General features: G+C 38.4%; 18 protein-coding genes. 11 read left to right on the top strand and 7 right to left on the bottom strand.

All coding sequences use genetic code 11. The features are described from left to right. Window positions 1–64: 64 nt before the first annotated feature. The gene (locus F564_RS0104415) at window positions 65–448 is read right to left on the bottom strand and encodes a hypothetical protein (protein WP_028121550.1); all 384 of its coding nucleotides are present in this window, start codon (window positions 446–448) and stop codon (window positions 65–67) included. Window positions 449–833: 385 nt separating this feature from the next. Here F564_RS0104415 and F564_RS0104410 point away from each other — a divergent pair, with 385 nt between their 5' ends. From F564_RS0104410 to F564_RS0104390, 5 genes are all read left to right on the top strand, one after another. Next, window positions 834–1,370, top strand: a complete 537-nt coding sequence (locus tag F564_RS0104410; protein WP_028121549.1) for an NADPH-dependent FMN reductase — start codon at window positions 834–836, stop codon at window positions 1,368–1,370. Window positions 1,371–1,775: 405 nt separating this feature from the next. Then, on the top strand, window positions 1,776–2,768 hold the full coding sequence (gene purM / locus F564_RS0104405) for a phosphoribosylformylglycinamidine cyclo-ligase (protein WP_028121548.1): 993 nt from the start codon (window positions 1,776–1,778) through the stop codon (window positions 2,766–2,768). Between the two features lie 67 nt (window positions 2,769–2,835). Further along, entirely contained in the window at window positions 2,836–3,399 is a 564-nt protein-coding gene (gene purN, locus F564_RS0104400; RefSeq protein WP_028121547.1) for a phosphoribosylglycinamide formyltransferase, read from the top strand. Between the two features lie 205 nt (window positions 3,400–3,604). Continuing rightward, window positions 3,605–5,122: a bifunctional phosphoribosylaminoimidazolecarboxamide formyltransferase/IMP cyclohydrolase gene (purH, locus tag F564_RS0104395; RefSeq protein ID WP_028121546.1), complete on the top strand. Its 1,518-nt coding sequence runs from the start codon at window positions 3,605–3,607 to the stop codon at window positions 5,120–5,122. Between the two features lie 366 nt (window positions 5,123–5,488). Continuing rightward, on the top strand, window positions 5,489–6,658 hold the full coding sequence (locus F564_RS0104390) for a proline dehydrogenase family protein (RefSeq protein WP_028121545.1): 1,170 nt from the start codon (window positions 5,489–5,491) through the stop codon (window positions 6,656–6,658). A 47-nt stretch (window positions 6,659–6,705) separates the two neighbouring features. Here the strand turns inward: F564_RS0104390 and F564_RS0104385 are convergent, their stop codons facing one another. Beyond that, entirely contained in the window at window positions 6,706–7,188 is a 483-nt protein-coding gene (locus F564_RS0104385; protein WP_028121544.1) for a hypothetical protein, read from the bottom strand. 28 nt (window positions 7,189–7,216) lie between these two features. Beyond that, entirely contained in the window at window positions 7,217–7,657 is a 441-nt protein-coding gene (locus F564_RS0104380; RefSeq protein ID WP_028121543.1) for a nuclear transport factor 2 family protein, read from the bottom strand. 96 nt (window positions 7,658–7,753) lie between these two features. On the opposite strand from F564_RS0104380, the gene F564_RS0104375 reads away from it, so the two are divergent. After that, window positions 7,754–8,269, top strand: a complete 516-nt coding sequence (locus F564_RS0104375; RefSeq protein WP_028121542.1) for a DUF421 domain-containing protein — start codon at window positions 7,754–7,756, stop codon at window positions 8,267–8,269. 116 nt (window positions 8,270–8,385) lie between these two features. Here F564_RS0104375 and pncA read toward each other — a convergent pair whose 3' ends face one another. Next, window positions 8,386–8,991 carry a bifunctional nicotinamidase/pyrazinamidase gene (gene pncA, locus F564_RS0104370; protein ID WP_028121541.1) on the bottom strand — a complete coding sequence of 202 codons (606 nt, stop codon included), beginning with the start codon at window positions 8,989–8,991 and terminating at the stop codon, window positions 8,386–8,388. Between the two features lie 125 nt (window positions 8,992–9,116). Next, a complete protein-coding gene (gene pruA / locus F564_RS0104365; protein WP_028121540.1) occupies window positions 9,117–10,742 on the bottom strand; it encodes an L-glutamate gamma-semialdehyde dehydrogenase in 1,626 nt (541 codons plus the stop codon). Window positions 10,743–11,418: 676 nt separating this feature from the next. On the opposite strand from pruA, the gene F564_RS0104350 reads away from it, so the two are divergent. Beyond that, entirely contained in the window at window positions 11,419–12,243 is an 825-nt protein-coding gene (locus F564_RS0104350) for a T9SS-dependent choice-of-anchor J family protein (RefSeq protein ID WP_028121539.1), read from the top strand. Window positions 12,244–12,334: 91 nt separating this feature from the next. Further along, window positions 12,335–13,243, top strand: a complete 909-nt coding sequence (locus F564_RS0104345; RefSeq protein ID WP_028121538.1) for an AEC family transporter — start codon at window positions 12,335–12,337, stop codon at window positions 13,241–13,243. Between the two features lie 146 nt (window positions 13,244–13,389). On the opposite strand, the gene trhA is transcribed toward F564_RS0104345, so the two are convergent. Next, window positions 13,390–14,025 (bottom strand): PAQR family membrane homeostasis protein TrhA, encoded by a 636-nt coding sequence (gene trhA / locus F564_RS0104335; RefSeq protein ID WP_028121537.1) that lies wholly within the window; start codon window positions 14,023–14,025, stop codon window positions 13,390–13,392. Window positions 14,026–14,238: 213 nt separating this feature from the next. On the opposite strand from trhA, the gene hisS reads away from it, so the two are divergent. Beyond that, on the top strand, window positions 14,239–15,588 hold the full coding sequence (gene hisS, locus F564_RS0104330) for a histidine--tRNA ligase (protein WP_028121536.1): 1,350 nt from the start codon (window positions 14,239–14,241) through the stop codon (window positions 15,586–15,588). A 5-nt stretch (window positions 15,589–15,593) separates the two neighbouring features. Here hisS and F564_RS18685 read toward each other — a convergent pair whose 3' ends face one another. After that, the gene (locus F564_RS18685; RefSeq protein WP_051259559.1) at window positions 15,594–17,345 is read right to left on the bottom strand and encodes a helix-turn-helix domain-containing protein; all 1,752 of its coding nucleotides are present in this window, start codon (window positions 17,343–17,345) and stop codon (window positions 15,594–15,596) included. 283 nt (window positions 17,346–17,628) lie between these two features. On the opposite strand from F564_RS18685, the gene F564_RS0104320 reads away from it, so the two are divergent. Both F564_RS0104320 and F564_RS0104315 read left to right on the top strand, forming a co-directional pair. Further along, window positions 17,629–17,844 (top strand): hypothetical protein, encoded by a 216-nt coding sequence (locus F564_RS0104320; protein ID WP_028121535.1) that lies wholly within the window; start codon window positions 17,629–17,631, stop codon window positions 17,842–17,844. Window positions 17,845–18,284: 440 nt separating this feature from the next. Next, the gene (locus F564_RS0104315) at window positions 18,285–19,109 is read left to right on the top strand and encodes a CvfB family protein (RefSeq protein WP_028121534.1); all 825 of its coding nucleotides are present in this window, start codon (window positions 18,285–18,287) and stop codon (window positions 19,107–19,109) included. Window positions 19,110–19,172 lie beyond the last annotated feature (63 nt).

The following is a 19,172-nucleotide window of genomic DNA, read 5'->3' as shown; positions in this document are numbered from 1 at the left end:
AATCACAAAAAAAAGACCTGTAAATTGTAGGTCTTTAAATTATATATGTTGTGAAATAATATGATTAAGATATAATTCTAATCGTATCAGGTTCGTTAACATCTAGTTTATCAATCAGCTTTTGAATGTTTTCCAAATCTTTCAGCACTTTTTGATAAGAAGATTTTGCGTAGGCCGCAAAAGAAGATGATGGGGAGATTTGATCCGGATTTTTAAAGATATTAATCTCAGGATTCTCAACCAAATCATTGCTATAAGCATCAAGGCAAGCGTTAATGATCGCTTTTTTCTTTTGACAACGCGTCCTGTTCTTGATTTTTTGAAGGGAACTTAGCATGTAAGGATTGTCGTTGTAAGGATTTATGAAGTCTGCATTTTCAGATTCTTCTTGATAAACGTGATAGGTCATCTCGTTGTTCGGTTTCAGAAAGTTTTTGTCGAAGATCATAGCGGTGCAGATTTATAATTGTTAATCAATAATGGAAGGTGTTTGATTTTTCAATATCAATTTTAAGACCAATTGTATCTAATGGCAATCATCTGGTTTGATTGTTATTTTTTTATTATTAGACAGCTCTTAAAAACGGTTCGTTGGTAAGAGGTTTTATTTGAGTCTGCATAATTAAAAGATAAAATTTCTAAGATATTTTTCTTTTCCCCAATCCTAAAGGTTGGAAAGATGCCTTCAAAATTTGGTCAAAATTACGCCCTTTAAGGTCTGGGAAATCATTTTAATGTAATTTAAAGAAGCTCTTAGAGTGAGTTGATTAATATCATATGTCAATTGTAATCAATTTTAAAGTCAATACATTTGCAACTTAAATTTAAAATTAATGAAAATAGTAGCTTTTGGGGCAAGCAACTCCAGAGAATCAATTAATAAAACCTTAGCAGAGTATGCTGCAACACAATTCGAAGGGGCGCAAACAGAAGTTCTAGACCTGAACGACTACGAAATGCCGATCTTCAGCGTAGACAGAGAAAAGCACGATGGTATTCCGACGTTGGCCCTTAGGTTTGCTGAGGCTATTGATGCATCAGATTTGCTAATTATCTCTCTGGCTGAGTACAATAGCACTTACACAGCCGCATTTAAAAACGTATTTGACTGGATCTCCAGAATCAAAGATCGCAAGCATTTTGGCGAAAAACCGGTTCTCTTGTTGGCAACAGCACCAGGACCTGGCGGTGGGAAAAATGTAGTGGCGGCTTTTGAGGCAAGAGCACCTTTTAGTGGCGCTAATGTTTTACAGAGTTTCATTTTACCAAAATTCAAAGAAACTTTCGATCCTGAAAAAGGCATTGTAAATGAGGAGAAAAAGGCAGAATTCGAAGAAAAACTGTCTATTGTTAAAAACTTTTTTGGATAAGGTTTTGGTATGTTATGTTAAGAATGCGTAACTTTGCTATCAAATAATGAAAGTGATAAATCAACAAGTTCATTTTGAGAAATATCCTAATTCTTGCGAAAAGAATTACACCATCACCTCTGAACTTGTGAACTAAAATAACGGCCGACGATCTATAAGATTGTCGGCCTTTTTATTTTAAAAATTTGAAAAGTAAGTTTGAAATAAATCTAGTAAATTCTGATATTCTTTCAGGCCTTAAAAACCTGAAAGAGTAGAAGAATCAAAAAATCATTTGAACCACCTCATAATGATCTGTTAGGCGCACAGCGTAGCATCTTATGAATGATATTGAAAATCCAAAAAACCACAACGTGGTGATCTATTTATAATGTTGGGTTTCGATCCGACAACAAAAATCTAAAAATGAGCAATACTTACAAATCAGCCGGCGTAGATAAAGAAGAAGGTTACAAAACAGTAGATAAGATAAAATCTGCTGTTGCAGAAACCCATAACAAAAATGTTCTGAATAATCTGGGAAGCTTTGGTGCTTTCTATGAAATAGCAGGGTACAGAAATCCGGTTTTGGTTTCCGGTACGGATGGCGTGGGAACCAAGCTGAAGATCGCTCTTGATACCAAGCAATATAGCTCTATCGGCGTAGACTGTTTCGCTATGTGTGCGAACGATATCCTTTGCCACGGTGCAAAACCCTTGTTTTTCCTGGACTATCTGGCTTGCGGAAAACTCGATTCTGAGATCGCAGCAGAAATCGTCCTAGGGATGGTAAAAGCCTGTAAAGACAACAACTGCGCATTGATTGGCGGCGAAACAGCAGAGATGCCGGGAATGTATCAGCCAGGTGATTATGATGTTGCTGGATTCTGTGTTGGTATTGTAGAAAAAGACCAGATCATTGATGGTTCCAAGATCAGGAAAGGAAATAAAATCATTGTCATCCCAAGTTCGGGATTTCATTCCAATGGATTTTCATTGGTGAGAAAAATATTCCCTGATTTTGAAGAGCAATTTGAAGGAAAACCTTTGTACGAAACACTTTTGGTACCTACCAGATTGTATTATCAAGATATTCACAAGGTGTTGGAAGAAGTACCTGTTTGTGGCATTGCGCACATCACAGGTGGCGGATTGTATGAGAATGTTCCGAGGATCATTCCGGAAGGACTTTGTGCAACAATCGATGCTTCGAAAATTAAAATTCCAACCGTAATGCAGGAGTTGGAAAAACGTGGCAATATCGCAAGAGAAGAGATGTTCGGAACCTTCAATATGGGCGTTGGAATGGTGTTGGTGACAGACGCCGAGCACAGCGAAAAAATACTGGACCTTTTGGAAGATGCCTACGAGGTAGGAGAAATCACAGAAGGAAGTGAGAAAATAAAATTATCAATCTAACAATTTAATAATGGACCAGTTTACCAATTGATTCAATTGTTAAACTGATACATTGTTACATTTATAAATGAAAAACATCACCATTTTAATTTCTGGTTCAGGAACCAATCTTCAACGGATTATCGATTGCATTGACAACGGACAAATCCGAAATGCAAGAATCATCCAAGTCATTGCAGACAGAGAATGTTACGGACTGGAGAGAGCGCAGAAACATCAAATCCCGAATCAATTAATTAAACGTGGAAAAGACTTTGCCGAGAATCTTGAACAGGCCATTCCCGAGAATACAGATTTGATTGTTCTGGCAGGTTTTTTATCGATTTTGAAACCGGAATTCTGCAATAAATGGCAAGGCAAAATGATCAACATCCATCCAGCGCTGTTACCGAAGTTTGGTGGAAAAGGAATGTGGGGACATCACGTGCACATTGCAGTCATTGAAGCAGGAGAAAAAGAAAGTGGCGCAACGGTTCATTATGTAACTTCGGGAATCGACGAAGGCAAAGTTATTCTGCAAGGAAAATTTGAGATTGATGACAATGACACCGCCGAAAAAGTAGCTGAAAAAGTCCATCTTGTCGAGTACGATATTTTTCCAAAAGCAATCGATATGGTTTTGAATAAGTGAAAAATTGAGTTAAAGTAAAAATCATATTTTAAATTGTAAAGTATTTTAATGAAAATCTTTATGAATTTTAATTAAAATTAACTTTAATGGAAAACTTGAAATCTAATAGCTCCGTCGGAGCGACCAATTAATAGAAATCCGGAGGTGAAAGAACCGGTAAATCACAGTTTGAATAAAACTGTAAAAAGTAAAATTTGAAAGAAAAATGAGTAAAAAGAGAGCACTTATCAGCGTATCTGATAAAAGCGGTTTGGTAGATTTCGCAAGATTTCTGGAAGAACAGAACTATGAATTGATTTCCACTGGCGGTACATTCAAACATTTGAAAGACGCCGGTTTGAGTCCAATTCAAATCGATAAAGTCACAGATTTTCCCGAAATGTTGGACGGCAGAGTGAAAACCCTACACCCGAAAGTTCACGGCGGATTGTTGGCCGTACGTTCCAACGAGGAACATATGAAAACCGTAGCCGAATACGAAATTGGTCTGATTGATATGGTCATCGTGAATCTTTATCCGTTTTTCGAGAATGTCAATAAAGAAATTTCTCTTGACGAAAAAGTAGAATTCATAGACATTGGCGGACCTTCTATGTTGCGTTCTGCCGCTAAGAATTTCAATTCGGTTGTGGTTTTGACGGATGTGAATGATTACGAGATCATCAAAAATGAAATGTCAGAAAACGGCGATTCGACGATTGAAACCAGAAAGAAATTGGCTGGAAAAGTATTCAATCTGACTTCTGCTTATGACGCCGCAATTTCCAGAATGCTGTTGGATGAAGAGTATCCAACATACCTGAATGCTTCTTACAAAAAGGTTTCCGACTTACGTTACGGCGAAAATCCGCATCAGTCAGCCGCGTATTACACTTCGACATTCGAAAATGGCGCGATGAAAGATTTTGAAATTTTGGGAGGTAAGGAATTGTCTTTCAATAATTTGAGAGATATGGATCTGTGTTGGAAGGTGGTGAATGAGTTCAAAGATGAATTGGCTTGTTGTGCTGTCAAACATTCTACGCCTTGTGGTGTTGCGGTTGGAACTTCCGCTTTGGAAACTTACACCAAAACATTCGAATGCGACCCGGTTTCCATCTTCGGCGGCATCATCGGAATGAACTATCAAGTAGATGCGGCAACGGCTGAGGAATTGAACAAAACTTTCCTTGAAATCGTGATGGCAACAGACTTTGACGAAGATGCTCTGGAAATCCTTAGAAAAAAGAAAAACCTTAGAATCATCAAAATTAAAAATGCAGTAACCGACAAACAAGCTTGGGTGAAAATCGATGGCGGAATGTTGGTTCAAAGTGCCGACGGCCAGTTCTCAGAAGATATTAAGTTGGTAACAGAAACGCCTCCAACAGAAGAACAGAAAAAAGCATTGCTGTTCTCTCAAAGAGTGGTAAAATATGTGAAATCCAACGCGATTGTGGTTTCAAATGGTGTTCAAGCCATCGGAATCGGTGGAGGACAAGTGAACAGGATCTGGGCAACGCAACAGGCGATAGAAAGAGCCAAAGAGAAATTCGATGGCGAGTTGGTGCTGGCTTCCGATGCGTTTTTCCCATTCCGAGATGTGGTAGATTTCTGCGCTCAGGAAGGCATCAAGGCGATCATTCAGCCAGGTGGAAGTATGAGAGACAGTGATTCCATCGAAGCGGCGAATGAGCATCACATCCCAATGTTGTTCACAGGAATGAGACATTTCTTGCATTGATATCAAGTTGATTTACATTGAATATGCAGCCCGACTTGAGCGGAAATCCTTTTTTGCGTGTAATCAATTTCTAATGAATAGGAAATCATCTGCAAAAAAGATTGGGAGCGGAAGGCGGAAATAGCTGCCCTAATAAAATTAACCTCTTAAAATAAATAAAAACCCTTTCAAGTTCAAACTTCGGAAGGGTTTTCTTTTTAATAATTACCAATCATTTGATCAATAAATTATCGCTCTTATGATGAATTTGGGATTATGTTGAGATATTGATTTTCTGCTCAGTTAATTTTGAATTACTGATAAAATTTTGTGTGAAAATTAATGGCGAAAACGAAATAATAATTACTTTTGGGACAAATTCTAAGGATGAGTATTTTCAATGATACAAAGCTCGCATTTGCCGATAAAACGGATGCTCAGCTGAGAAAAGCGTACTGGATGTTCAAGGCCATCGAACAGCCTGCATTGACGAATATTGGCGTTTCAATGCTTAATTTTACCGTTAAGAACAATTTTCCGTTTGTGGACGGCATCGTGAAGCAAACCTTGTTCGAACAGTTTTGTGGTGGCGAAACCCGTGAGGAAAGTATGTCTGTCGTAAAACAGATGTTCAAACGTGGCGTTGGAAGCATTTTCGATTACTCGATTGAAGGAAAAGAAGAAGAGGAAGTTTTTGATGCGGTTTGCAAGGAAATCAAAGATATCATCAGATTTTCTGTGGGGAATCCGGCGATTCCGTTCATCGTTTTCAAACCGACGGCTTTTGGGAGAATTGATATTTATGAAGAAGTCGGAAAAGGCAAAGAACTCACAACCAGCCAAAAAGAAGAGTGGAACAGAGTAGTGACGCGTTTCGACGAAGTCTGCAAACTCTGTTTCGAGAACAACAAAAAAGTCATGGTAGACGCCGAAGAATCCTGGATGCAAGACGCGGCCGACCAACTTTGTGAGGAGATGATGGAAAAGTACAACCAGGAAAAACCCATCGTTTGGAACACCATCCAAATGTACAGAACCGGCCGTTTGGAATATATGAACGCACATCTGGAAAGAGCTAAAGAAAAAGGCTATTTCATTGGTTATAAGATAGTTCGTGGCGCGTATATGGAGAAGGAAAGAAAACGTGCTGAGGAACAGAATTATCCTGACCCAATCCAGCCCAACAAACAGGCTTCCGACGATAATTACAATGCAGGAATTGATTTTGTGATGGCGAATCTAGATAAAGTTTCAGCCTTCTTCGGAACACACAACGAGAAATCCTCCGAATTGGTGATGGATAAAATGCAAGCCAACAATCTGGAGCACAACAATCCCCACATCTATTTTGGACAGCTTTACGGTATGAGTGATAACATTACTTATTATTTGGCCGACAAACATTACAATGTGGCTAAATATCTGCCTTACGGCCCTGTGAAAGATGTGGTTCCGTATCTGACAAGAAGAGCGCAGGAAAATACCTCAGTTGCCGGACAAACCGGAAGAGAATTGGGACTGATTGATAAAGAATTGAAAAGAAGAAAATCGAAATAGAAAAATCCGCTGTGAGGCGGATTTTTTGTGATTATAAATTTTAAATATTATGTAACTTCAATAATACCTTCACTAATAATTTCATAAATGTTATCGATATGTTCAAAACCTTTGTTTATTAGCCATTCATCTTTGTATATAAAAGAAAGATAATTGCCAATGTAAGGTCTTGACTTATTGTTAATTGTGGCATATAGATATTCCATAGAAATATTCAACATATCATTCCTTTGAGGTAAATACTCAAAAATTAAATCCGAATTAATGATTTCTAAAATTGATGCTGCAGATATTCCATTATTTAATTGTTGTGAAGGAGACTCTGGAAGAAATTCACAACCATTACTATCATATTCTAATTTTTTAATATACTTGAATAGTGTCCACTCTATTTTAGTTTCTTCATAATCGGTCTTTGATAATTTGAGTTTATTCTTTCTTGAGTTTTTATTATGAATTACTTCAGTAGATTTTATGTCTGATTCTTCTTTATTATTAATTGAAAATAGATAGCGATTTATATTGGTCATAATAAACTACTTAAAAAAAACACATTATTTACTTCTTCTCCGCCTTCACAGCCTGCCTTGCCAATAATTTCCAGCCATTTTTAGTCCTAGACCAAACGTATAAAATATCTAGATTCACTTCGCCTGGTTCTTTTCCAAGGTCTGCCGTTTTTCCGTACAAATGATTGCGGACGATCGCTGTTTTATCAACAATTTGGATTGATTGGTTTGTGTTTTCGATAGTCAGGAAATTAGATTTTTTGCTCACGAGTTTTTCTACAAATTCTTTTGCATCATCAATATGACCGCTGGAATGTCCGTAAGTGAGTTCGGGGAGAATTAGAGATTCTAAAACTATTTTGTCGCCGCTGATCATTGCGAGTCTCAATTTTTCTGAAGCATTGGTAACAGCTTGTTGGTCATTGTTTTTCTGTGCAAACATCATTGATACGGTTAAAAAGCTGACTGCTATTAATAATTTCTTGATCATAATTATAATACTGATTTCTAATTCAAAGATAATAATGTTTCCTGTGAATTCTTACTGAACTTATTTTCTATCTTTATTTGATAAATTATTTAGATTTTGAATCCAATTCTTGACATCGTTCTCCGCTCGCTTGCCGTGTACTTTTTTATGGTCATAGCTGTGCGTGTTTTCGGGAAAAATCAATTGTCACAACTCAATGCCGGCGATGTGATCCTGCTATTATTAATCAGTAATGCGGTGCAGAATGCGATGGTTGGACCCAATAATACTTTGCTTGGCGGGATTGTAGCGGCTTTGGTTCTGTTTGTCGCCAATTTTATCGTGAAGAAATTCATCTTCAAAAGCAACTTTGTCAAAGAATTGATAGAAGACCGTCCTTATATTTTGGTCAAAGACGGAAAAATTTTCCAGGATGTTTTGAAGAAAGTTCAGATCTCGGAAGACGAATTAGAAGAATCTGTCCACGAGCACGGCATCGAAACAGTTGCGGAAGTGAAGCTGGCGATACTGGAAGTAGATGGCAATATCAGCGTGGTGTCGATTGATAAAAATAGCAACCAGACACATTATTCCAGACATAAGACGAGAGTCAAAAGGAAATTCAAGCCTTGAAAAATGAGAAGATCTCGAGTTCAAGGATGGTGTGAAAACACTTCGGCTCCGCTCAGTGTGACGGTTTTAAAAATGGTCGCTCTGAGCGGAGTCGAAGATGTTGTAACAGTTGGTTCCTAAGCTAAAATCGTAATTCCTTTTTCAACCAAATCATAAATCGTGTTCTTTGCACTGTCTGGTTTTACATTCACTGCTTTTGTCCCATTGAAGTGCAGACAAGTGATAAATCCCGCATTGAAGGCATCAATAGCAGTAAACTTCACGCAATAATCCAAAGCCAGACCCACAATCTCTACCAATTGGATGTCGTGGTATTTCAGATAATCTTCCAAGCCGGTTTTCATAAAATGGTTGTTGTCTTGGAAGCCGCTGTAGCTGTCGATCTCCACGTTTTTTCCTTTCTGGATGACGTGCGTTACTTGGTCACGATTCAAATCCGGATGAAACTCTGCCCCGAAAGTTCCCTGCACACAATGGTCCGGCCACATAAACTGCGAAATGCCATTCAGATTAATCGTTTCGCCAACGTTTTTTCCGTTTGTAGAAGCGAAACTTTTATGTTGCGCGGGATGCCAGTCTTGGGTTAGAACGATTTCATCGTATTGATTTTCTGCCATAAGACCATTGATGTATGGGATGATATCATCTGCATTGGGCACTGCCAAAGCGCCACCTTCGCAGAAATCATTCTGAACGTCCACTATAATTAATGCTTTTTTCATCTGGTAATTAATTTTTTTAGCGATTGTTATAAAATACAAATTGCCATTCTGAAAGAATCCTGCCAATGATGAAATTAGCGTTTAGATCCCTGCGGAATGACAATTTGACTTCTTTTATTTGAAAATTATCCCAAATATGGATATTTATAATCTTTTGGAGATACAAAAGTTTCCTTGATACTTCTTACAGAAACCCAACGCGTCAGGTTCATCTTAGATCCTGCTTTGTCATTGGTTCCGGAAGCTCTGGATCCTCCGAATGGCTGCTGACCAACAACGGCACCTGTAGGTTTGTCATTGATATAGAAATTTCCGGAAGCATTTTCCAAAGCTTTGTAAGCCTCGTCTATCGCGTATCTGTCCTGTGAAAAGATAGATCCAGTCAAAGAATACTGCGTAGAAGTGTCCACCAGTTTCAAAGTGTCTGCCCAGTTTTCGTCTTCATACACAAAAACGGTAAGAATAGGTCCAAAGATTTCTTCTATAATACTTTCGTAATAAGGATTGATGGTTTCTATGACGGTAGGATGTACAAACCAGCCTTTTTTATCATCATATTTTCCACCGATAACCACTGTTGCATCATTGGCCGCTTCGGCTCTGTCGATATAGCCCTTGCATTTTTCGAAAGAATTCTTGTCGATAACCGCATTCACAAAATTTGAAGGGTCTTCCGGAGAACCTACTTTGATGGTTTTCATTTGCGCTTCCATCACTGCTTTTACCTGATTCCAAAGCGATTTTGGAACGTATGCTCTGGAAGCTGCAGAACATTTTTGACCTTGATACTCAAAAGAACCTCTTACCAAACCAGTTGCAACCGCTTCGATATTTGCAGAAGGGTGAACCATCACAAAGTCTTTTCCGCCAGTTTCCCCTACGATTCTCGGGTAAGATTTGTAGTTGTGAATATTGTCACCGATCATTTTCCACATACCCTGGAAAACTTTTGTAGAACCTGTGAAATGCAGTCCTGCAAATTCTGGATGAGCCAACACCTTCTCAGCTGTTTCTTTTCCGTCTGTAAAGATCATATTAATAACGCCGTCCGGAAGTCCCGCTTCTTTCAAAACATCCATAATTACTTTCGCAGAGTAGATCTGCTTGTCAGATGGTTTCCAAACGACCACATTTCCCATCATCGCCATACAAGCTGGCAGGTTTCCGGCGATGGCAGTAAAGTTGAACGGCGTCACTGCAAAACAGAAACCTTCCAAAGGTCTGTACTCCACACGGTTCCAGATTCCGGCATCAGAAACGGGCTGCTCAGAATATAGATCTGTCATAAACTCTACGTTGAAACGCAAGAAATCTATAAACTCGCACGCGGCGTCTATCTCTGCCTGGTGCACATTTTTGGATTGCCCGATCATCGTTGCAGCATTGATCACATCTCTGTATGGTCCTGCCAAAAGATCAGCTGCTTTTAAGAAAATCGCAGCTCTGTGTTCCCAACCCAAAGCGTTCCATTTGCTTTTAGCGGCTAATGCAGTTTCGATTGCCTCATCGACGTGAGACATATCGCCCTCGTAATAGAATCCGAAATCATGCTGATGATCCTGAGGAGAGCTCAGTTTTATTTTTTTATCAGTTTTAATATCTTTTCCACCGATTACCATAGGGATTTCGGTTTTTTCTTTCCACATTTTTTTATAGGTGGCAATCAGGCTTTTTACCTCGTCAGAACCAGGAACATAAGAATTTACGGGTTCGTTTTGTGCAAAAGGCACTTGAGAAATGGCTTTAGACATAAATTTAATTTTTAATTTTCACAAATTTACAACCAAAAATAATAATGCTGAAATTAAATCAGCTTTAAAATCGATTTGATGTGATTGCAATTTTTAAAAAATTCAATAAACAAAATTGATGTTGTGGAAAAATTGGTTCACGCGCATCTTACTACTGTCCCCGAGATTTTCTACTGATTTGTTCCGAATCAACGGATGTTGCTGACAGCGCCTATGGTGCTTTTGTCTACCATAACGATCTGTCTCTGCGAATTAAAGTTTTTTAGTGATCAAGGAGGAAAAAGATTTAAAACGATGGTGCTGGTTTCTAAATGGTTGAATCATCGCGTGCGAAACAATGGATTATATATGTGCTGGCACTGCAACTGATAGTGGCGATTGTCTAAAAGTGATATTCGAGAAAGATGAGTTCCATCTATTGAAGCGCTCAACCAATTCAAAATACAACTTATCCAACAATAAAAATCTGACCGTTACCTTTCCCGAAAAAAAAAATACTGATAAAAAAAATCATCAAAACGCAAGCTTTGGGGACAGCGATTTCCTGCAATGGTCATTACGACTCGATTTTTATTGATTCATCACCCAAAATAATAATGTTAAAATAATTGGATTATAAATATATTTTGGAAAACATTTACTATTTTTGAAGGATTAACAAATAAATTTGAAAAAAATGATCAAAAAATTACTTTCTATAGGGGTTTTAGCATTTGCTTTAAACAACTATAGCGCACAGGTTGAAGTTTGGAAAGCAGACTTCAATGACGAGGATATTTCCACTTGGACATTGTATGACGACGACGAAGACGGTTTGATGTGGGGCGATATTTTCCAAATTAATAATACAGCAGGCAACCCAGTAACACCTGTTTCGCTAATTTCCAGATCTTGGCAAAGTGATCCATTAACTCCTGACAACTGGGCGGTTTCCCCAGCTATTGATATTTCTAAGGCACAAGGTAATTTAACACTTAGCTGGATTACACAAGTTGCTGCGGCAGCGTGGGATTTAGAAAAATACAGCGTTTTTGTTTCTACATCGCCAGATCAGGCTGCATTATTAGCTTCACCGGTTAAACTTACTGAAACTTTAGGTCAAGGTACAAATGCAGGAACGCCTGTAAATCATACTTTAGATTTAACTTCATTCATCGGTCAGCCACAAATTTATATTGCTTTTAGACATTTTGACTGTACAGATCAAGATTTTATTTCTATCGATGATGTAACGGTAAAAGCTACAAGTCTTTTAGCGATTTCTGATGTTGCTAAAAAATCTGTTTCAATCTATCCAAACCCAACAACAGAAATATTAAATGTGAATGTTAATTCTAAAATCAACTCTGCTGATATCTATGATTTTTCCGGTAAATTGGTAAGAAACGTAACGGTATCTGCTGACAACAAAGTAAACGTAAAGGATCTTAAAAATGGAACTTACGTGTTGAGAGTTAATACTGAAGCAGGATCTACTTCTCACAAATTCATCAAGAAATAATATTTATTAAAATACCATTCTTAAAACCTTTCATTCATTTGGAAGGTTTTTTTTTATTTTTTAATCGAATTGGAATTTATAATTTTATGACATGATAAATTTTGTCCTGATCATCGTATGTATTGCCGCTGGCATGATTTTGAAATCGACGAAGTCCATTCATCCCGATGCGCATAAAGGCATCAATACCTGGATCATCTATTTGGGTTTGCCTGCTGTCTCTTTCAAGTACCTGCCGAAAGTAGAGTGGTCTCTGGAAATGCTTTTTCCGGTTCTCAGTATGGTGCTCATCGCTTTTGGAAGCTGGATTTTCATGAGGATCTACAGCCGGTCAAAAAGCTATTCGGCAAGGTCCAGAAGCAGTTTGGAGCTGGCGAGTGGCTACAGCAATACTTCTTTCATCGGATTCCCGTTGATCGCTGCATTCTATGGAGAACAGTATCTGAGTATTGCGATCATCTGCGATCAGACGATGTTTTTTATGCTTTCTACAATGGGTATAATGGCTGCAGTGAAGGGTGGAAGCCGATCCGGAAAAGTGAGTGCCACCTTAATCCTTAAGCGTCTGTTCACATTTCCCCCGTTTTTGGGATGTATCAGCGCTTTGATTTTGTGTGAATTTGTAGACCTGGATTTTGCAGCGCCGTTGTTTGACAAACTGGCGGCAACAGTGGTGCCGTTGGCTTTGTTTTCGGTTGGACTGCAGCTGAAATTCAGTGGCTGGCGGACTCTGATGCCTCAGATCTCTACAACCTTGCTTTACAAATTGATCCTTGCGCCCATGATGATTTTGATATTAGCACTTGTTTTTGGGATCAAGGGCGATATTGCGAAGATCAGCATTTTTGAAGCAGCGATGCCTACTGTGGTTACGGCGAGTATTATTGCGGAACAATTCCGTTTGAATACAAAGCTGGTGAATCTGACCATTGGTGTGAGTATTCTTCTGGGGTTTTTGACCACGGGGATGTGGTTTCATATCATCGGATGGTGGTTTTGATTTTAGCTTAAAGTGTTGATTTTTAATAATAAAATCTATGTTACTCAACGTCTACTGCTTGCAGCCCGGCTTGAACGGAGCTCTTTTTGTGCAGCGAAGTGGAGCAAAAAAGCGGGAGTGGAAGACGGAGAAGCTGCCCCCATATTTTAGGGAAGGATGAAGAAGAAAATGGCGCAAAAATGCATGATGCTGCCGCCCAAGACGAAGAGATGCCAAATCGGGTGGTAAAACGGTTTTCTGTCTTTGGCGTAGAAATAGATCCCAAAAGTGTAGCACAGTCCGCCCAAAATAATAAAAGTCAAAGCGCCTGACGAAAGATTCTCGGTCATTGGTTTGATGGCAATGATGGCACTCCAGCCCATAATGGCATAAAGTGAAAGCGATATTTTTTCGTTTTGTCTGAGGGGCGAAAATTTGAAGATAAAGCCTATCAGGGCAATGCCCCAGATGATGCCGAACATCGTCCATCCCCAGGCACCCTTCAGTCCCAGCAGCGCAATGGGCGTGTAGGTTCCGGCAATGAGAAGGTAGATGCTGAGATGGTCTATCCTTTGGCAGATCTTTTTCCATTTCAGCTTATAAACGGCGTGGTAAACTGTGGATGCTGAGTATAGTAGGATGAGACTGATGCCAAAAACCAAAGAAGAAGCAATCGCAATGCTACTCTTGCTGAGGATTGACACATAAGTCATCAGAACCAAGGCGACCACAGAAAGACCTGCGCCTGTCGCGTGGGTGATGACGTTATAGAATTCTTCTTTTTTTCTGTTTTTTTTTGGCATTTCAGAAATTTTAGCAAAGTTAATTATTATCCCTTTTCCAATGGTGAATGAATGGGTTTTTAACACGAATTTAAATGTTGTCTGACTTTTAATTTCTATCATTAATCATGAGTTAATCATGATTAGCTCTGGTTTTAAAATTCTTATTCCGCTTATAATTCTTATTTTTGCAGTCGATTTACGATTTACCAAACCTCATTGATCAATTATATAATGAAGCCAAGCTTAGCAAAGGGAACAAGAGATTTTACAGCAAAAGAAGTTTCCAGAAGAAAATACATCATCAATATTTTACAGCATAATTTCGAATTGTTTGGATTCCAGCCTTTGGAGACGCCAAGTTTTGAAAACCTATCTACCTTGACTGGCAAATATGGAGAAGAAGGTGACCGATTGATTTTCAAAATCTTAAACTCCGGTGATTATGCTTCAAAAACAAATGACGAAGATTGGGGGAATAAAAATTCTCAAAAACTGATTTCTCAGATTTCCGAAAAAGCACTTCGCTATGACCTTACTGTTCCATTTGCACGTTTCGTGGCGATGAACCAAGGTCAGTTGGCTTTTCCTTACAAACGTTATCAGATCCAACCGGTTTGGAGAGCAGATCGTCCTCAGAAAGGGAGATTCCGAGAGTTTTACCAATGTGATGCAGATGTCGTAGGAAGCACCAGCCTTTGGCAGGAAGTAGAGTTGCTGCAATTGTATTTTAAATCATTCAGTACCTTGAATCTATCTGTTTCCGTTCACATCAATAACAGGAAAATTCTTTCCGGAATTGCAGCATATGCAGGGATTGCGGATCAATTGATCGATTTTACCGTTGCGCTTGATAAACTGGACAAAGTGGGGAAAGACGGCGTGACGAAAGAAATGATTGAAAAAGGAATCTCGGAAGAAGCCATTTCCAAATTGGATTTCCTTTTTACACAATCTGATAATGCGCTGGAAAATCTCGCCAACCTGAAAGACAAATTCCAAGGCAACGAAACCGGATCCAAGGGTGTAGAAGAGTTAGAATTTGTGATCACCAAAGCATTGCAGCTTGGTATTGCTGCTCAAGATTTGGTTTTTGATATTACACTGGCCAGAGGCCTGGATTATTATACAGGCGCTATCTTTGAGGTAAAAGCGAAAGATGTCGCGATGGGATCCATCGGCGGTGGTGGAAGGTATGATAATCTGACAGAGGTTTTCGGGGTCAAAGATGTTCCCGGCATCGGGATTTCTTTTGGATTGGACAGGATCTATCTGGTGATGGAAGAATTGGGGATTTTCCCGGAAGATTCGGACGTCAAAGTCAATTACCTTTTTGCCAATTATGGCGAATCAGAATCTATAGAAGCGCTAAAAGTGATCTCAAAACTGAGAGAACGGAACATTTCTGCAGAACTTTATCCTGATGCAGCCAAACTGAAAAAACAGTTTACTTATGCTGAGAAAAAAGGCATAGAGCATTTGGTTTTTCTTGGTGAGCAGGAGATCAAAGATCAAACCGTGACCATTAAAAATCTGATTTCTGGGGAGCAGGAGACTGTGGCGATAGAATCGTTTTTAAAATAATTTAATTAACGGTCAGATATCAAACTTGGAATGTTTTCTAATTTAGAATATTCCATATTTTCGATTTCTTTTTTTCTTTTTCTGATAAAATCAGTCGGTCTAATGCCGTTGATCTCGTAGAACAGATCGGAGAAATTTTGGCGGGATGCAATCCCACATTCTCTTGCCAAAGTTTCTATGGTATAATTGAGATAAATATTTTTCTCGAAGAGCAGACACGTAATATGTCTGATTCTCAATTCTCCAAGATATTTGTTAAAATTCATACCTTTCTGCTCGTTGATCACGTGTGAAAGGTAGTTTGAGTTTGTTTCAAACTGAACAGCCAATTTCTGAATGGTCAGACCCTTTTGTGTAAACTGTTTTTTCTCTTCGAAACGTTTCAGCTTTATCAGGAGGTCTTTGGTGATGGTATAGGTCACCATATTTTTCTTATCCTCCAAGATGTTGGGAGTAGAAATGGTAGCTGGCTGGGACTGTAAATAGTTATTGGTCCGCAATTTCTCTTCTAGTAAAAGATAATTGTCCAGTTTTTCTTTTTCCCTTTTCTTTCTTTTGAGTAATACTACAGACAGGGCGACTGCGGTAACACCAAGGCAGGCAATCAGAATACCACTCCAGGTGTTGGCTTTTTCCAGTCTTCCTTTTTCGTCCATCAGGGCATTGGTGTCATATTCTCTGTGGATCTTCAGGGAAAGATAGGCGAAATCCCGGGCGATGATACTGTCCGCCTTCAGCAATTGAGTGGTGTAATAAAGCTGTTTTTCCGGATCTCTCTGTCTCTTGTAATGGTTGATCAGGATTTCATAATTTTCCCTCAGTTCTGGCAGTATAAAACTATGCTTGATGAATATGGAATCAATTTTTTTAAAATTTGAAATGGCGGCATCTTGCTTTCCCAGTGCCATATAACTTTTGCCAATGTAAAAATAATCAACAGAGGTCCACGCAAAATCATCCCGTATCAAGCTTAGAGATTGCTTTAAAAAATCGATGGCGGCGCTGTATCTGCTGTTGCTGTACTCCAGGACACCTTTGGATTTCAGGAAGTAACTTCTTTCCTGCAAAAAATCTGAATTGTTAAAGGTCTTGAGCAATCCAATCTCTGTCAGTGAGTCGGATTTTTTCAGATCATTGAGATATCTGTAGCAAACAATCGTCTGATGAAGGCTGTTCAGATATCCTTTTTCATTATTGAAAATCTGATTCACGTGAAGGCTTTGGTCCTTTGCGCCGGCTTCAAAGTAGGACAAACAATCTTTAAAAAGTTCTAAAGCTTCTTCGTGGTAACCCAGATAATTTTTTACAACGCCGAGATGATAGGCCACTTTATATTTTAGATAGACATCACCTGTGTTTTTGGAATATTTGTAGGCCATCAGATATTCATCCAATGCCGGTTTATATTTTTTTAGTTTTGCGTAATAGATACTGCCTTTCAAGACATACGCGGTAGAAATCCTGTCGTCGCTGGCAGATTTGTATGCGGCATCTAAGCAACTGTCTGCGTACTGGAGTTTTTTATCATTAGATTTTGAGAAGAAAACGGCGTCCCTATAAACCTGAAACAGTTCGGCGTATTTTTTTTCTTTTTTAGCTTTGTTCAGATATATATTGATGTGAGAAAATGCCCGTCCGTCGTTTTCTGGGTACAGTTCGTACTTTTTTCGGTAATTCTCATAGCTATTCGGGGTCTTGTCATTAGAATAAACAAGACTACAAGACAGGGCCAATATGATAAATAAAAATTGCTTCATTGAACTATTACACCTTGCTGTTTATTTGCCAAAAGTACGGAATTATGAAATAAAATTAAGAATTATTTAACGAAAAAAGGTTATGGTTTGAAAACCTAAAATAATAAATGTAAATATTTGAAAATCAAATTATTTGATATGTAGTAATTTACGAATTAGGACGTCAAAATTTCCCAATAGAGACCACATAAGTTTCTTAAACTGGGTTTTTACTTCTAGTTTCGTACAATAATTACAGCACAACATTTTTAAAAATAACATATAACATATAACAATTTTCATCATGAAAAAATTAATTACTATCGTTACAATTGCAGTTGTATCTCTCAATTTTGTATCATGCCGTCAGGATGACGAAACAACAGATTTCAACAACAATACAACACAGGAAAAAGTCGCTGGTGAAAAAGTTGCAATACCTGTAAAGACGGATTCTGTAAAGGTTGCTCATAAAGAAGTAGATCCAGATCCACCAGTAAGAGATGGTACAAGCTGGTAAACATATAAACTAATAAACATTCATTCAATTCACTATAACGCTAGCCTCAAATGATCAGAATTTTTTGGGGTGGTGTTATGTGATCTGCTCTTTAACTCGTGATTAAAAATCAATCACCGTGAGCGTATTACAGTCGAATGAAAGAATTACGGGTCAAGTGTAATTAAAGGATATAGTGAAGATGCCAACGATCGACTGACGAGCCATTTGAACCATGTATGGCAGCAAATAGTAGGTATCAATCTAATCCATGTAAGGGTATTTCTGCAGAAATTGCAGTTTTAAAGTTCAATAATCATTATGCTTAAGTTCAAAAATTTACTATTGTTAAAATTGGCAAACATCATTTTGTTTGCATTGAGAATGTGTTTTGGTGACGGAATATTCCGTAAAAGATCACATTAGAAAAAGTTTGTCTATTTTTGCAGCAAATCAATTCTATGAAACCCGGTCAACTCCAAACTTTAACAATCGCAGAACAGATCTCTTCTGGCTTTATTCTAAAAGATGAAGACGGCGAAAAAGCATTCATCCAAAAAATTTTTGCAGATGAATCCTGGGAAGTAGGCAGCGAGGTGGAAGTTTTTGTCTATCAAGATGATGGCGCTTTGAAAGCGACCACAGAAAAAGCCAATGCAGAAGAAGGACAGTTTGCGGTAATGACTTGTGTGCAGAGTCTTCCAACGGGTGCTTTTATGGATTGGGGCATTATCAAGGATCTTTTTGTCCCGTACAAACAACAGAAGTCGAAAATCTTGGAAGCCAAGCGTTATTTGGTTTATGTTTATACCGATGATGTCACTGGTCTGACCACAGGAACTACCAAATTCAAACGTAATCCACAGTACGAGGATGTTCCTTTTCGAACGGGAGAAAAAGTAGACCTCATTATGATGAATGAATCAGAATTGGGATGGAATGTGGTGATCAACAAAGAATATCTAGGATTGATCTACGCTTCTGATGTGTTCAAAAAATTGTATCCGCTTTCCGAAGAAACGGGCTATATCAAAACAATCCGTGAAGATGGAAAAATAGATGTCACCCTACAGCCACAAGGTTTTGAGAATGTCGATGAATTCAAACAGGCGATTCTTGACAAACTGAATGACAATTACGGATTGCTTTACCTTTCTGATAAATCATCACCGGACGAGATCAAAGATGAATTGCAGATGAGCAAAAAAAACTTCAAAAAAGCCATTGGAAGTCTGTACAAAGATAAGATCATTGAAATTTCGGACGACAGAATAAAATTGATCTAGTTGTATTGAATATACAGCGCTTTGTTACTCATTTTTATGAAATTTAATATGAATCTGGTTTTA

Source organism: Epilithonimonas tenax DSM 16811 (genome assembly GCF_000428485.1).
GTDB lineage: Bacteria > Bacteroidota > Bacteroidia > Flavobacteriales > Weeksellaceae > Epilithonimonas > Epilithonimonas tenax.
This window is presented reverse-complemented; position numbering and strand designations above follow the sequence as displayed.

Coding starts and splice junctions, on each gene's coding strand:
- F564_RS0104345 (WP_028121538.1), top strand. CDS start 12,335: ATGATAAATTTTGTCCTGATCATCGTATGTATTGCCGCTGGCATGATT.
- pruA (WP_028121540.1), bottom strand. CDS start 10,742: ATGTCTAAAGCCATTTCTCAAGTGCCTTTTGCACAAAACGAACCCGTA.
- F564_RS0104315 (WP_028121534.1), top strand. CDS start 18,285: ATGAAACCCGGTCAACTCCAAACTTTAACAATCGCAGAACAGATCTCT.
- F564_RS0104350 (WP_028121539.1), top strand. CDS start 11,419: ATGATCAAAAAATTACTTTCTATAGGGGTTTTAGCATTTGCTTTAAAC.
- F564_RS0104390 (WP_028121545.1), top strand. CDS start 5,489: ATGAGTATTTTCAATGATACAAAGCTCGCATTTGCCGATAAAACGGAT.
- purM (WP_028121548.1), top strand. CDS start 1,776: ATGAGCAATACTTACAAATCAGCCGGCGTAGATAAAGAAGAAGGTTAC.
- purN (WP_028121547.1), top strand. CDS start 2,836: ATGAAAAACATCACCATTTTAATTTCTGGTTCAGGAACCAATCTTCAA.
- pncA (WP_028121541.1), bottom strand. CDS start 8,991: ATGAAAAAAGCATTAATTATAGTGGACGTTCAGAATGATTTCTGCGAA.
- F564_RS0104380 (WP_028121543.1), bottom strand. CDS start 7,657: ATGATCAAGAAATTATTAATAGCAGTCAGCTTTTTAACCGTATCAATG.
- F564_RS18685 (WP_051259559.1), bottom strand. CDS start 17,345: ATGAAGCAATTTTTATTTATCATATTGGCCCTGTCTTGTAGTCTTGTT.
- F564_RS0104410 (WP_028121549.1), top strand. CDS start 834: ATGAAAATAGTAGCTTTTGGGGCAAGCAACTCCAGAGAATCAATTAAT.
- F564_RS0104320 (WP_028121535.1), top strand. CDS start 17,629: ATGAAAAAATTAATTACTATCGTTACAATTGCAGTTGTATCTCTCAAT.
- purH (WP_028121546.1), top strand. CDS start 3,605: ATGAGTAAAAAGAGAGCACTTATCAGCGTATCTGATAAAAGCGGTTTG.
- F564_RS0104385 (WP_028121544.1), bottom strand. CDS start 7,188: ATGACCAATATAAATCGCTATCTATTTTCAATTAATAATAAAGAAGAA.
- F564_RS0104415 (WP_028121550.1), bottom strand. CDS start 448: ATGATCTTCGACAAAAACTTTCTGAAACCGAACAACGAGATGACCTAT.
- trhA (WP_028121537.1), bottom strand. CDS start 14,025: ATGCCAAAAAAAAACAGAAAAAAAGAAGAATTCTATAACGTCATCACC.
- hisS (WP_028121536.1), top strand. CDS start 14,239: ATGAAGCCAAGCTTAGCAAAGGGAACAAGAGATTTTACAGCAAAAGAA.